Source organism: Enterococcus sp. DIV1314a, from assembly GCF_051713805.1.
Taxonomy (GTDB): Bacteria; Bacillota; Bacilli; order Lactobacillales; family Enterococcaceae; genus Enterococcus_I; species Enterococcus_I aquimarinus.
Genome location: NZ_JBIOQP010000001.1, coordinates 308,317 through 322,012, shown reverse-complemented (window position 1 = coordinate 322,012; position 13,696 = coordinate 308,317). Strand labels below are relative to the sequence as shown.

General features: G+C 40.2%; 12 protein-coding genes, 2 pseudogenes and 1 riboswitch. Of the genes and pseudogenes, 5 read left to right on the top strand and 9 right to left on the bottom strand.

Annotation, left to right across the window (positions count from 1 at the left end):
- Positions 1-473: 473 nt before the first annotated feature.
- The 6 genes and pseudogenes from thiE to IGI68_RS01545 all read right to left on the bottom strand — a co-directional run bounded on the left by thiE (position 474) and on the right by IGI68_RS01545 (position 5,275).
- The gene (thiE, locus tag IGI68_RS01570) at positions 474-1,151 is read right to left on the bottom strand and encodes a thiamine phosphate synthase (RefSeq protein ID WP_438729824.1); all 678 of its coding nucleotides are present in this window, start codon (positions 1,149-1,151) and stop codon (positions 474-476) included.
- A 1-nt stretch (position 1,152) separates the two neighbouring features.
- Entirely contained in the window at positions 1,153-1,959 is an 807-nt protein-coding gene (thiD, locus tag IGI68_RS01565; RefSeq protein ID WP_438729821.1) for a bifunctional hydroxymethylpyrimidine kinase/phosphomethylpyrimidine kinase, read from the bottom strand.
- On the bottom strand, positions 1,952-2,770 hold the full coding sequence (gene thiM / locus IGI68_RS01560) for a hydroxyethylthiazole kinase (RefSeq protein WP_438729818.1): 819 nt from the start codon (positions 2,768-2,770) through the stop codon (positions 1,952-1,954). Before thiM ends, thiD begins: the two co-directional genes overlap by 8 nt.
- Positions 2,767-3,432 carry a thiaminase II gene (gene tenA, locus IGI68_RS01555; RefSeq protein ID WP_438729815.1) on the bottom strand — a complete coding sequence of 222 codons (666 nt, stop codon included), beginning with the start codon at positions 3,430-3,432 and terminating at the stop codon, positions 2,767-2,769. Before tenA ends, thiM begins: the two co-directional genes overlap by 4 nt.
- Positions 3,433-3,560: 128 nt before the next feature.
- Positions 3,561-3,662, bottom strand: a riboswitch (TPP riboswitch).
- Positions 3,663-3,801: 139 nt separating this feature from the next.
- A pseudogene (locus IGI68_RS01550) lies at positions 3,802-4,355 on the bottom strand (dihydrofolate reductase family protein).
- Between the two features lie 164 nt (positions 4,356-4,519).
- Positions 4,520-5,275 (bottom strand): MurR/RpiR family transcriptional regulator, encoded by a 756-nt coding sequence (locus IGI68_RS01545; RefSeq protein WP_438729812.1) that lies wholly within the window; start codon positions 5,273-5,275, stop codon positions 4,520-4,522.
- 99 nt (positions 5,276-5,374) lie between these two features.
- Here IGI68_RS01545 and IGI68_RS01540 point away from each other — a divergent pair.
- Positions 5,375-6,805 (top strand): annotated as a pseudogene (locus IGI68_RS01540) (glycoside hydrolase family 1 protein).
- Positions 6,806-7,067: 262 nt separating this feature from the next.
- Here the strand turns inward: IGI68_RS01540 and IGI68_RS01535 are convergent.
- A complete protein-coding gene (locus IGI68_RS01535) occupies positions 7,068-7,361 on the bottom strand; it encodes a hypothetical protein (protein WP_438729809.1) in 294 nt (97 codons plus the stop codon).
- A 54-nt stretch (positions 7,362-7,415) separates the two neighbouring features.
- Positions 7,416-7,613 carry a hypothetical protein gene (locus tag IGI68_RS01530; protein WP_438729806.1) on the bottom strand — a complete coding sequence of 66 codons (198 nt, stop codon included), beginning with the start codon at positions 7,611-7,613 and terminating at the stop codon, positions 7,416-7,418.
- Between the two features lie 199 nt (positions 7,614-7,812).
- On the opposite strand from IGI68_RS01530, the gene IGI68_RS01525 reads away from it, so the two are divergent.
- Positions 7,813-8,178: an ACT domain-containing protein gene (locus IGI68_RS01525; RefSeq protein ID WP_071875067.1), complete on the top strand. Its 366-nt coding sequence runs from the start codon at positions 7,813-7,815 to the stop codon at positions 8,176-8,178.
- Positions 8,179-8,471: 293 nt separating this feature from the next.
- Complete coding sequence (locus IGI68_RS01520; protein ID WP_071875068.1) at positions 8,472-9,398, top strand: FAD:protein FMN transferase; 927 nt, start codon at positions 8,472-8,474, stop codon at positions 9,396-9,398.
- Positions 9,399-9,440: 42 nt separating this feature from the next.
- On the opposite strand, the gene IGI68_RS01515 is transcribed toward IGI68_RS01520, so the two are convergent.
- Positions 9,441-10,379 carry a LysR family transcriptional regulator gene (locus tag IGI68_RS01515; RefSeq protein ID WP_438729802.1) on the bottom strand — a complete coding sequence of 313 codons (939 nt, stop codon included), beginning with the start codon at positions 10,377-10,379 and terminating at the stop codon, positions 9,441-9,443.
- A 255-nt stretch (positions 10,380-10,634) separates the two neighbouring features.
- Here IGI68_RS01515 and IGI68_RS01510 point away from each other — a divergent pair, with 255 nt between their 5' ends.
- Together IGI68_RS01510 and IGI68_RS01505 are read left to right on the top strand one after the other, a co-directional pair.
- A complete protein-coding gene (locus tag IGI68_RS01510) occupies positions 10,635-11,264 on the top strand; it encodes an NAD(P)H-dependent oxidoreductase (RefSeq protein WP_273231642.1) in 630 nt (209 codons plus the stop codon).
- Positions 11,261-13,687 (top strand): FAD-dependent oxidoreductase, encoded by a 2,427-nt coding sequence (locus tag IGI68_RS01505; RefSeq protein WP_438729797.1) that lies wholly within the window; start codon positions 11,261-11,263, stop codon positions 13,685-13,687. The genes IGI68_RS01510 and IGI68_RS01505 overlap by 4 nt, the downstream gene beginning before the upstream one ends.
- Positions 13,688-13,696 lie beyond the last annotated feature (9 nt).

Sequence of the window (13,696 nt, the reverse complement as noted above, 5' to 3'; positions counted from 1 at the left end):
GAAACAGTTCATTGAATGTGTTTACCTAATGGGTCAATTGACAATGAGACGGTCGTACGTGTAAGAAAATCATAAAAAGATGAGTCGTAGATAATCGAGTGAAATGAAGAAGTTTCCTCTTTGCGAGGTGTGGATAAAAAAATCATTCAAGACTACAAAAAAATAATCAGAGGATTTTACAACGTGGGTTTGTTGAAATGAATGAGTTCTGTAATTGCTAGTAGAAGGCTTTTTCGGAGCCGTTCTACCGCTTACGCTTTCACTCATCCTATACTAATTCAGCCATTAACGCAAATATCGCTATTCGATCATAACTTTGTTTGGTCTGACACTGAGGGGGGTGACGAGTCCTACTGAATCCTATGAAGCAATCAAAAATCCCTCTCTCAAAAAAGTAAGACATGAGAGAGAGGGAAGATGCAAAAAGGTTCTGAGTATGAAAATAATAATCAGATATCGTAATCTGTGACCCGTTATTCACTAGGTGTTTGACAATCCACTAAATGCATCGCTTGACGGCATAAATTTAGTGTTTGGGCTATGTCATCGGATTGCGTAAGCGCCGAAATCAGGGCGATGCCGGTGATTGCATTGAAATCAAAGGTGGAAATATTTTGTGGAGTCAACCCACCGATTGCCACTACAGGCTTTGTGCTCGCTGCGGCTAATACATGAAGTGCCTCAATCCCAAGTGGTGGTTCGGCATCGCTTTTAGAAGATGTCTTAAAAACGGGACCGATGCCAACATAGTCCACTTCGGGGATGTTATTAGCAGCTTGAACTTCGGCTAACTGATGACAGGATAGACCAATCATCAATTGACCTGCACTGCGCGCAATCACGTCTTGAATGGGTTGATCGGTTTGTCCCACATGGACGCCATCTGCCTGAATGGTTAAAGCTAACTCTAAATCATCGTTAATGAAAAAAAGCACTTGATACTTGCGACAAATCATTTGAAGTGTCCGTGCCATCTCTTCGACGGCATGCGCATCTTTTAGACTGTTTGGTCCTTTTTCTCGGTATTGAAAGGCGGTAATGCCTCCACGAATCGCTTTTTCCAGTAACTCCGGAAGGGTTTGATTCGGCGCGAGATCTTGTGTGCCGGCGATAAAATAGAGGGCGAGTTTGTTTGCTTGAAACGCGTTCATGTTATGCCTCCTCTCGATAAGCCCAATGGTTGACAGGCCCGTGACCATGACCGACGTCAATCTGGGAGCTAATTGTCTGATGAATAAAATCTTTTGCTAGACGAACAGCCTCTGAAACGCTCTTTCCTTTGGCGAGTTCGGCAGTAATGACGGCAGAATAGGTACAACCGGTTCCGTGTGTACGATTTGTCGCCACACGTGGTTTGCTTAACCATTCACTATCGCCGTTTTCCAAGCGTAAAAAATCAGTCGCATCGCTAACGTCTAAGCGGTGGCCGCCTTTAATGATGACATTCTTTGCGCCTAGTTGTTGGATTTTTTTAGCGGCTTCTTCAATTTCTGCCTTCGTCGTAAGAGGAGAACCAACAATCCATTGCGCTTCTGGCAAATTAGGTGTGATGACCGTTGCTAACGGAATTAATTGCGTCTTTAAAGCATCCATCGCAGAACTTGCCAGTAAAGACGCGCCGCCTTTAGCGATCATCACCGGATCCACCACTAATGGACCAAATTGAGCGTGCTGTAAATGAGCAACCACCTGCTCCATGACCTCGACATTGGCTAACATACCAGTCTTAACGGCGCGGATCTGAAAATCATCTGCCACGGCTTCGAGTTGACTATGAATCGTCGCGAGAGGGACATTCAAAATGTCATGGACGCCACGTGTATTTTGCGCCGTAATCGCGGTGATGACTGATGTCCCAAAAACGCGCCGTTCTTGAAATGTTTTTAAGTCTGCTTGAATGCCGGCGCCACCGCCACTATCCGAACCAGCGATGGTCAGGGCTTGCGGGTAGTTATTCATGATGCTCACTCCATTCTCTATTATATGCTCTAAGTGTCTGCGCATCGATTACCGAAAGTTGATCGAGTAAGTTCTTGCGAAACGTGCCGATTTGTCGGTCATTAAAGTCTTTAGCGGCAAGTTGTCCCGCTAGACTATAAAGTGTCCCTGCGACGATAATGGCATCTAGTAATTCATCGGTGGAAGGATCATCTAAGACACCCAAGTATGCGCCACACACACAAGATAATAAGCAACCACTCCCGGTCATACTGGTAAAATGCGGGGTCCCATGGTGATTCAAATAGGTTTTGCTTCCATTGGTCATAATATCGGTTTCTCCACTAACAAATACGAGACATTCGTACTTACGCGCAACGATTTCGGCGATGGACTGGACATCGGCACTTCCCACGCCTGCATCTACTCCTTTAGCTTGCCACGCGACATTTGCTAAACTGGCGAGCTCCCCTGCATTTCCTCGAATGAGTGTCGGCTTGATTTCTTCAAGTAATTCCTGGATAACTTGTTTACGATATTGAGTCGCACCCGCACCAACTGGGTCGATCACTACGGGTTTATTGTTTTGGTTAGCCGCTTTGCCTGCCAACAGCATGGCTTCTAGTTGTTCGTCATTAATGGTTCCCATATTCAAGATGAGCGCGTGGTTAAATGTTTGGATTTCTGCGACTTCGCGGACGGTATTTGACATAAACGGCGAAGCGCCAATCGCTAGTAATCCGTTAGCGCTATCGTTCGCTACGACTAAATTTGTGATTGTATGGACCAATGGATTGATTTGTCTGACCTGTTCGATTAACGTGACATTCATCGTGACGTCCCCCAACTTTCTTTTTGATAAGCCATTTCCCAAAACTGTAGTTCTAAATAACTACTGATAATGAAGGCTTCTTTCATGGCCTTTTTTTCTTCAGCGCTGGCTCGTTCAGCAAAAAAATCGAGCCAATCAATTTGCGTTTGCGTCATTTGCTTAAACTCAGGACTATGATAGGTCTCAATCCACGTTTGATAGATTGGGTGAGGCGAACCAACAGTTGCAAAATGCTCCCCAATTTCTTGATATAACCAATAACATGGTAGTAATGCTGCTAAAATAATGGCCGGATTTTCCGTTTGGATTAAGCGGTAAATATGACTCGTATAATGATAGGCGGTTGGCGCAATCGGGGTTGCGGCGTATTCTTCTGGCGTAATGGCCATTTGTTGAAAGAAATCATGACGCACACTCACTTCAGATTCTTCTAATCCTTGCGCATTTTGGATTTGGAGTGCTTTAAATACCGGATCATCGGCTTTTTCCGCCAACAACAAATGAGCCTTGCCGAATTGAATGAGATAATAGCAATCTTGCAATAAGTAATAACGGAAGATTTCTTCTGGTAAAGAACCCGCTACTAATTCTTGGATAAAAGGATGGTCCTTACTTTGTTGCCAGATCGATTGGGTTGCTTCATGTAACTCTTTTGAAAACATCTTTTTTCCTCCTCGTTTTTGAATGATTACTAGCTGTGACAACACACAAAAAAACGCCATTCCTCTAAATCAGGCATGGCGTAACAGTGTATTCAAAAAAAGAGAATAGGCCAAAAAAACAGCCCTTTCGAATTTTTTGTCAACTTCCCTACGCAAGCATGAACTTACAGGTTCAAAGGGTCTGCCATTCGCATCTCAGTCTTTTTTTCAAGACACCCCTAGTAACATTTTTTATTGTAACACAAATAAAAGACAGCGACCAACCATAGGAAGGAGGCAGTAGTTGGTGATGTAAGAAAAAAGTACTGAAAAGAAAAAGAAACCCTTTAACGATAACCGTAAAAACGAGTCATCTTTAAAGGGTTACGGTCACATTTTTTCAACTGAAGCTTCATTCTCTTGTTCTGGGCTCGTCAGCTTCTCTAAGACTAATTCAGCAAATTGTCCATATTGCTTCGCTTCAAGTAAGGTGAATTGTTGTACCCCTTCTTTTTGCGTAAACAACGGAATCCCTGCACCTAACAAAACGGGTGCAATCTGGAGGTAAATTTTATCGATCCGCTGGGCATCGAGTAATGGCGCGACTAAAGTGTTGCCACCGACAATCCACGTGTTTTTGTCTTTTGGCAGCTGCGAAACAAACGTCAGAATATCAGCTGAAACAAATTCAAACAGCGAGTGAGTCAGACCTTTTTGATGGGTAAAAACGATATTTTTGGTTGGGCCATAAAACGACGCTAAATCTTCAACGTCCTTAATCGCATCGTACGTTTTTTTCCCATTAATAGAATATCCATTTGATCGTAAAAGGCGGCATAACTTGTCTCTTCAACCGATCCAATTTGGTGAAGCCACTGGAGTCCGTGGTTTTTGTCAGCTAAATAGCCATCCAACGAGACACAGCCATAAAAAAAGAGGGTCATTTTTTGTCACTCCTTCGTGAAATTTTGATGATTTGTCAAGTCATATTCTAAAGAGAAGCTGCTAATGAAACACCACGTTTCATTGGCGGAACCTGAATCAACTTGTGGCTAGCCATTATGAAGCGATCCCGACAGTCGTTATAATAAAAACAGATGAAGCTCGATCACTCTGACGACAGGGGATAGTTTTTTAAATACAATTTTTTTGCTAACGTTTCAATAATGTAGACGGCAGACAATTGTGAGGACATATCCACGCTGTGGGAGTGGCGATTTGAGGGCGCATCATAGGATAATGAAACATCACAAAGCGCTGCTAGGCGATTGGCTTCTTTATTCGTAATACGCACCGTATAGATCGAAGTGCTCTGCAAGTAGCTCGCGACTTGTACGATGTCAGATGTTTCGCCAGAAATCGAAAAGAGTAAGCAGACTTCATCAATCGTATCGGCTTGTTGCTCTTGTTTCGTTGAAATATATGGTAAAAACGCTGCTAAAGAGGAAATACTCCGATAACCAAGTGATGCAAAGCGTTGTTGTGCATACTGTGCCATGATTCCTGAGGCGCCGTTTCCAAGACAATGAATGAAGCTGGCTTGATCTAAAATATCAATCAATTGCTCGATTTTTTGATTGAAATTAGAGGGGAAAGAGGTTGTCTCCAGATAGGTGATTTCTTCTGCCCGTTGATTTTCTTGGCCTCTTTGGGCGAGATGTTGTTTTAAGGTAACACGTAATTCGGGAAAACTCGCAAAGCCCATTTTTTTCGTGAAGCGAACAATTGTTGCTGGCGACACGTGTGTTTTTTCTGCGAGTTCACGGACGCGCATAAAAGCGACGGCTTCTTGGTGGTTCACAATGTATTGGGCAATTTGTTGATCCGTTTCCGTTGCTTGTTTGAGTAATTCTAATGGGAACAACACTATCCACTCCTTTTTATCTAGTGTACTAGACAAAAAGAAGGGCGTAAAGTGATAAAAATAATGAAAATATTGAAAAGAAGAAGGGGCGTTTTATTGATGACAAACAAAGGATTTCGTCACGATTTTTTATGGGGTGGCGCAACCGCTGCTAACCAATTAGAAGGGGCTTATAATGAAGATGGCAAAGGATTGACGATTGCCGACATCTCTCCAGGCGGCAAATTAAGAATGCCACTATTGTTTTCTGGCGATTTTCCATTAGAAATTGATCACGAACAATATATCTATCCAAACCACCAAGGCATTGATTATTACCACCGTTACAAAGAAGATATCGCCTTGTTTGCAGAAATGGGCTTTAAAACCTTCCGGATGTCGATTTCTTGGGCACGAATTTTTCCTAATGGTGATGATCAAGAACCAAATGAAGCGGGACTAGCTTTTTATGATTCGGTGATTGATGAATTATTAAAACACAAAATTGAACCAACCATTACGATTTCACATTACGAAACACCACTAAACTTAGTGAAAGAATACGGTGGTTGGAAAAACAAAAAATTAATTGGCTTCTTTGAAAAATATGCGCGTACGATTTTAGAACGTTTCGGTAAAAAAGTTACTTATTGGATGACTTTCAATGAAATTAATACGGGCATTATGGGTTCATTTTTCACGACTGCGATGCGTAATGCGACAGAAGCTGAAAACTTCTAAGCGCTACACAATCAATTCGTGGCGAGTTCACTTGCAACAAAAATCGCGAAAGAAATTAATCCTGCCATTAAAATGGGCTGTATGAGCATTTATGCAACAATGTATGCGTATGATTCGAATCCAGCAACAGTCATGGCGAAGGAAGAAAAAAATCGGATGTTTAACTACTTCTGTAATGATATACAAGTGCGTGGGGAATACCCAAGTTACGCGTTGGCTTATTTTGAGCAAAAGGGAATTGAGTTAGAGCGGACGGAAGAAGAACTCGCTGTGATTAAAGCTTATCCGGTTGATTATTTATCATTTAGTTACTATATGTCGACTACCGTTTCCACTGATCCTCAGCATACGGATGATAAAATTCAAGGGAATTTTTTTGATGGCGTGAAAAATCCATTCTTAGAAGCAAGTGATTGGGGTTGGGAAATTGATCCTGTTGGTTTGCGAATTGCGCTATGTGATTTATACGGTCGTTATGGCGTGCCGCTTTATGTCTCAGAGAACGGATTAGGTGCCATTGATACGCCAGATGAGCAGTTTGTCATAAATGACGATTATCGCATCGATTATTTAGCAAAACACATTGCAGAAATGAAAAAAGCGGTTGTCCTCGATGGTGTTGATTTGATGGCGTATACCCCATGGGGCTGTATTGACCTTGTGAGTGCCTCAACGGGCGAAATGTCGAAACGTTATGGTTTTATCTATGTTGATTTAGATGATGAAGGGAACGGCGATATGGCGCGCTATAAGAAGAAATCATTTGATTGGTATAAAGAAGTCATCGCAAATAATGGCGAACATATTTAATCAAAAACAATAGGCTTTAAAAAGTGTTTAGTCATAAAAAACGAGAGGAGCTGTGACGGTTGTCAGAGCTCCTCTTTTAACTATAATAGCGTGATAGACTGATATGACAGTTAGGTTCTCGCTTTTTATTTCATTCAAAATATGAAACTAAAAGAATGAAGAGATTCTTTTATCTCGCATAATGATTCTTAGATTAACCAAAATAATCAAAAACATTCTAATAGCATCGATTTATGTAAATGATTTATTCTTATTCATACTATTATGTTATCATTAAAAATATGACTGTGAAAATGATGATAGCTGTAATGGGCATTTCTATGATAGTTTCGAAACGTCTTGTATGATTTTTTAAGAACAAACCAGGGTCGGTAGAAAAGAAATTTGATCGATACTTGCTTGGAATAAAATTACTTAACAAGATTCCGATTAATAATAGATAGAAAGCCCAGTTTGAAGAAATCTCTCTATTAAAGTAAGCGAGTAGTAATGAAATCAGATAAATAGCGTACTGAGTGGCTGTTATAACATATACTTTCCTTATTTCTTTGCTCATTTTGGAACACCTCCAGTAAAATATGAAATAGAATTAAATTGTAAAAAAGAGATTCTATTTCTTTTTATTTCTTTTTTTTATGATGAGTAATTGACCAATCACAAGGATTAACGTGGTCCAAAATCCTCCAAAGAAAAACGCGTTATTTAGTAAATATTCCGCGGTAATGCCAATTAGACTAGCTACTATCGCAACCATAAAGATACTAGCGTAAGGATGAGATTCGGTATACTTCTGCCACTTTTTATACAAGACGATTACTCTTTCTTTAATGAATCATTTGATGTTGTATCGGGTAGTAACGAACGAAACCCTTTATTCAGTTTAGCATTAATGGATTCGAAATAAGCCGTTTTACCCTGAACGGTTAGTTAAGGATGGCGTTCGTAAAAAATAGTCTCATAAAAAATGAATTTAACGTGATAGGATGATAAAAGAGAGGTGAAAATAGATGGAATTAAAAAAATTAGATATGCCGTTATCGGTTATACAAGTAGAAAATCTATCTGATATTGATTTATCGGTGACACCATTATTTTTAGGGAAAACAGAAGATGAATTGTCTGTCGTATTACCTACAAGAAATGTTCCGTCAATAACGGTATCGCGCGAAGATGATTGGCAAGGATTTAAGATTGAAGGAGTTTTAGATTTTAGCTTAGTTGGAATTTTAGCTAAAATAGCCTCTCTCTTAGCGGCAGCTACTATTAGCATATTCGCTATTTCGACGTATAACACTGATTATATTTTAGTGAAGCGTCATGACTTTGATGCAGCGGCTGACATCTTAAAACAGAATGGGTATCATGTAGCTTAGTTATACGATACATGGATTGCGAGAGTCGCTATTCAGAAAAAGAGTACACATCTTCCAAATAGATGTGTTTTTTCTGAATGGGATGTTCATCAAAAGTCGAGAATCAAACTCCGAAATCAACAGGGATTTGATTCTTTTTCGCTTGATGAAAACTCAGTGTTTTGATTTCATCTTGTTGTTATTTGATGTAACGGAAATCACCTCTACCGATAATCATTCGCGTATCTTCTTTTTTTCGCTTATAATCAAGGAATGAGAAACAAAGGAATCGATGGATAAAGGACTGAATGCAGATGGCGATTGAGAAAAAAACACTTTATTTAATGGGGACACAAATTCAACTGTGGGTTGAACATGATCAAAAGGAAGATATCTTGGGGCAAGCGGAACAAACATTAATCGATTATGAGCAACGCTTTAGCGCCAATGATAAAACGTCTGAGTTAATGAAAATAACGCAACAAGCAGGCGTTGCAGCGGTGAAGGTACAGGATGATTTATTTGAATTAATTCAAATTGGGAAAGAACAAAGTCTGATTCCGAATGGTTATTTAAACATTGCGATTGGTCCTTTAGTCCATGCTTGGCGAATTGGTTTTGCGGATGCACAGTATCCGTCGAAAGAGAAAATAGCGTCGTGCTTGGCACTGATTGATCCAAATGATATCCATTTAAACAGTGAAACAAAAGAAGTGTATTTAGCAAAAGCCGGGATGTCGATTGATTTGGGGGCGCTTGCCAAAGGATATTTTGCCGATAAAATCGTTGCTTTGTTCAAGAAAAAGGGTGCAAGTGCAGGGTTTATTAATTTAGGTGGGAATATTTTGACATTCGGTGAGGCGCCGCATCACGCAGATGGCTACTGGCGAATTGGTATTCAAAATCCTTTTTTACCGCGAGGCAACTATGTGGCGACGCTGCTTATCAAAAATCAGTCAGTCGTGACTTCTGGTATCTATGAACGAACTTTTGAATGGCAAGGAAAAACGTATCATCATATTTTTGATAGTCAAACAGGTTTTCCGGTACAGTCGGAACTAGCAAGTCTTACGATTGTCTCACAAGAATCACTCGTAGGAGAAATTTGGACGACTCGTTTATTTGGAACCGAAGCGACAACAATCATTCGAGAAGTCGAAGCGACACCAGGTCTTGAAGGAATCGTGATTACAACCGACGGACGCACGGCAAACACGCAAGGATTAAGATTTCGTACATAATATAACAAAAAATAGGAAAAGAATGCACTTGGCATTCTTTTCCTATTTTTTTTGGACGACAATATCCTTTGCTAAATTCGTTAAAAAGAGTTGGATAAAGGCATTTTCTTCGGCTATCAGTGTTCGAGTAGCTTGATGTGCAATGAAATAATCTAACGACAGCAATTTTAACGGAATCGGATAGAGATTAAATTTATCTGGCTGCGGATTCACTTTAATACTTTCTGGGATGAAGGTAATCCCGGCGTTATTAATTGCCAATTCAACGACGGTAAAAATATTATTACTCTCTAAGACAATTGTGGGTTCGATCTTGTGTTGTTGTAGTAAATAATCGATTTGTTTTCGAATCGCCGAACCGCGCGTGGTTAAGACTAATTTTTCTTTTAGTAATTGTTTGATGGAGAGACTATTTTCTTCTAACAGAAAAGTTTTCGCTTGATAAAAAGGCGATGATTTTGGAATAACCGCATAATAGCGATGTTTCCCATATTGGTGAATGGTTAAATTCGGTGAGATGGTTTCTGGATTTTGGCCAATAAAAAAATCAATCTCTCCGTTCAATAATTTTTCTTCGTTCTTAGCGGGTGTATCTTCATGTAATTCAACTTTGATATTGGGGTACTGCTGAATAAAGTCTGGTAAAAATAACGGAATTAAAAAAGTGCCTAAACTGGATAAGACGCCTAAACGAAGAACCTGCTGTTCGTTCGATGAATACTGCGAAATTTTTTTGCGGAATTTATCTTGTTCGGCTTCAAGTGTATACAAGTACTGATAATACAAGCGTCCTGCTTCAGTTAATTGTAAGGGTGAAGTTTGACGATTAATAATGGTGATGTCGAGTTCTTTTTCAGTTCGCTTAATCAATTGTGTTAGATAAGGTTGTGAAATATATAAGTCTTTTGCGGCTTTCGTAAAATTACCATGCTTCAGTAATATATCGAGGTAATACAACATATTGGCGGAATCAAAGGCCATCGGTAGTCCTCATTTCTTTTTTTGTTTTCATTATAACAAATTTGTTATGACTTGATAATTAAATAAATATTTCACAATATAAAAATTCTAAGGTAATCTACTAATCAAAGAGATGAGCGAGCAATAAATGCTTTTAATAAATGATTTTCGCCTTTTTTTCTTTTAGTTTAATTTTTTAAAAAAAGTAAACGGCGCTAAAAATGTTTTTTTTAGGAAATATTGATCGATAAATCACAATTGAAAAGGAGTATGAATATGAAATTTATAAGTATTGTCGGAACGAATTCATCTTATGAATCGACGAATCGAAAATTATTGCAATTCATCCAAAAACATTTTACCGAAGGGGTAACGATTGAGGTATGTGAGATTAAAGATTTACCTGCCTTTAACGAACCCGAAGATCGGACGCCTCCTCAGGCAGTGAAAGCATTATCGGATAAAATCGTGGCAGCTGACGGGGTCATTATTAGCACACCTGAATATGATCATGCGATTACCGCGGCCTTAAAAAGCGCGTTGGAATGGCTATCGTATACGACTCGTCCGTTAATTGACAAACCGGTGATGATTGTCGGTGCATCTCATGGAGCGCTTGGATCTTCCCGTGCACAAGCCCATTTGCGTCAAATTTTAGATTCACCAGAATTAAAAGCACGAATTATGCCGAGTTCAGAGTTTTTATTGGGACGTTCGCTAAGTGCTTTTGACGAAGAAGGAAACTTAATTGACCCAGCTAAGGTTCAAGAATTAGAAGAATGTTTTGAAGAATTCCAGTTATTCGTTGAAATCACGAATCAATTAACCAAAGATCATCGCTTTAAAGCGGATAAAAAACAACAATTCACTTGGGAACAACGCGCAGATGGAGGGGATATCGCATGAAATTTATTGGAATTGTCGGAACGAATGCTAACAAATCATATAACCGAATGTTACTAACCTTTATGCAAAAACATTTCAGTCATCAAGCTGAAATTGAAATTTTAGAATTAACGGATGTACCATTGTTTGATGAATCCAATGACCAGTCGAACAGTGAGATTATCCAACTGTTTAACACCAAAATTACCGAAGCAGACGGCGTGATTATTGCCACACCAGAACATAATCATTCGATTCCTTCCGCTTTAAAAAGTATTCTAGAGTGGTTATCGTTTAATTTACACCCGCTCGATGGCAAACCTGTCATGATTGTAGGTGCGTCATATGATGTTCAAGGATCTTCGCGTGCACAACTTCATTTACGTCAAGTACTTGATGCACCGGGTGTGAACGCAACAGTGATGCCTGGCTACGAATTTTTACTAGGCAATGCGCATCATGCTTTTACACCAGAGGGTGATTTGAAAGAAGAACGGACGATTGATTTTCTAGAGAGTTGTTTCTGGCGCTTTTTACGTTTTACTCAAGTCGTAAATGTCTTAGCGGAACCTGAAGAAGTTGCTTTAACTTCTGGTGAGTTTACGGTCACAACACCTGGGCATAATGGAGAAATCCCAATGGTCGTTCGAATCGATAATAATCGCATTGAAGCGATTGACATTGATACATCAGGAGAATCACAAGGGATTGCGGATGTGGTATTTACACGAATTCCTAAACAAATCATTGAAGGACAAACCTTAAACGTCGATATTATCTCGGGAGCTTCGGTGACGAGTAACGGCGTGATTGATGGCGTGGCGAAAGTCATTAAAATGGCGGGCTCAAATCCGGATATTTTACGTAAACGTCCGAAAGCAGCAAGTGCCTTAAACACGCAAGACATGGAATACCATACGGATGTGGTTGTGGTTGGTGCCGGTGGGGCTGGTTTAACTGCTGCCGCAAAAGTCTTGCAAGAAGGCAAAAGCGTCATTGTCGTGGAAAAATTCCCAGCAGTTGGTGGTAATACCGTTCGCACGGGTGGCCCGATGAATGCGGCGAATCCGAATTGGCAAAATACCTTTGCGGCAATTCCAGGCGAACGTCATGCTCTAAAAGAGATGATTGCGACGGATGAAGCAACGATTGATGCAGAGTATTTGGAGGATTTCCGTCTATTAAAAGCCCAAGTAACAGCATACTTTGAAGCAACGAAAAACGAGGAGGAATATTTATTTGATTCCGAACTGTTCTACCGGATGCAAACGTATCTCGGTGGGAAACGTAAAGATAAATTTGGTAATACGATTTATGGTCAATATGATTTAGTGAAAATCTTGACAGATAAAGGACTCGAATCGCTTGAATGGCTCGAAGAAATCGGGGTTGAATTTGATAAATCGGATGTCACGATGCCGGTAGGTGCTTTATGGCGTCGAGGGCACAAACCGCTAAAAAGCGAAGGGTATGCCTATGTCTCTGCCTTGCAACAATTTGTTGAACGTCACGGTGGTGTGATTATTACCGATACGGCGGTCAAAGAATTAATTTGTGAGAATGGTCGAATTGTCGGCGTGATCGGGACAGGAATGAATGGTCAAAAAATCACCGTTCACAGCGATGCAGTTGTCTTAGCTTCCGGTGGTTTTGGCGCAAATACGCAAATGTTAAAAGAATACAATACGTACTGGACTGAAATCAGTGATGATATTAAAACGTCGAACTCGCCTGCGATTACCGGCGATGGAATTATTTTAGGCCAAAGTGTTGGCGCCGATTTAGTCGGTATGGGCTTCTCACAAATGATGCCCGTTTCAGATCCAGAAACAGGCGCTTTATTTAGCGGCTTACAAGTACCACCACAAAACTTTATTATGGTCAATCAAAAAGGGAAACGGTTTGTCAATGAATACGGCAGTCGCGATGCGTTAACCCAAGCAGCGATTGATAACGGCGGCTTGTTCTATTTAATTGCCGATGACGAAATTAAGAAGACTGCTTACAATACTTCGCAAGAAAAAATTGATAAGCAAGTTGCTGCGGGAACATTATTTAGAGCTGAGAATTTGGCAGATCTAGCGCGTCAAATTGGTGTTGATCCGGATGTGTTTGAGGCAACGATTGCGTCTTATAATGCTTGTGTGGATAATGGCTTTGATCCAGAATTTGGTAAAGATGTCTTTGATTTAAAAGTAGCTGTTGCACCATTTTATGCGACGCCAAGAAAACCAGCGATTCATCATACAATGGGTGGCTTAAAAATTGATACACAGACCCACGTTTTAAATACTGAAGGTCAAATCATTGAAGGATTATACGCAGCGGGAGAAGTCGCTGGTGGTATTCACGCAGGGAATCGTTTGGGAGGTAACTCACTGACTGATATCTTTACATTTGGACGGATTGCCGGTCAAACAGCGGTCCAAGAATTAACAAAATAAGATCGACAC

Coding starts and splice junctions, on each gene's coding strand:
- thiE (WP_438729824.1), bottom strand. CDS start 1,151: ATGAACGCGTTTCAAGCAAACAAACTCGCCCTCTATTTTATCGCCGGC.
- thiD (WP_438729821.1), bottom strand. CDS start 1,959: ATGAATAACTACCCGCAAGCCCTGACCATCGCTGGTTCGGATAGTGGC.
- thiM (WP_438729818.1), bottom strand. CDS start 2,770: ATGAATGTCACGTTAATCGAACAGGTCAGACAAATCAATCCATTGGTC.
- tenA (WP_438729815.1), bottom strand. CDS start 3,432: ATGTTTTCAAAAGAGTTACATGAAGCAACCCAATCGATCTGGCAACAA.
- IGI68_RS01535 (WP_438729809.1), bottom strand. CDS start 7,361: ATGAGCAAAGAAATAAGGAAAGTATATGTTATAACAGCCACTCAGTAC.
- IGI68_RS01525 (WP_071875067.1), top strand. CDS start 7,813: ATGGAATTAAAAAAATTAGATATGCCGTTATCGGTTATACAAGTAGAA.
- IGI68_RS01520 (WP_071875068.1), top strand. CDS start 8,472: ATGGCGATTGAGAAAAAAACACTTTATTTAATGGGGACACAAATTCAA.
- IGI68_RS01515 (WP_438729802.1), bottom strand. CDS start 10,379: ATGGCCTTTGATTCCGCCAATATGTTGTATTACCTCGATATATTACTG.
- IGI68_RS01510 (WP_273231642.1), top strand. CDS start 10,635: ATGAAATTTATAAGTATTGTCGGAACGAATTCATCTTATGAATCGACG.
- IGI68_RS01505 (WP_438729797.1), top strand. CDS start 11,261: ATGAAATTTATTGGAATTGTCGGAACGAATGCTAACAAATCATATAAC.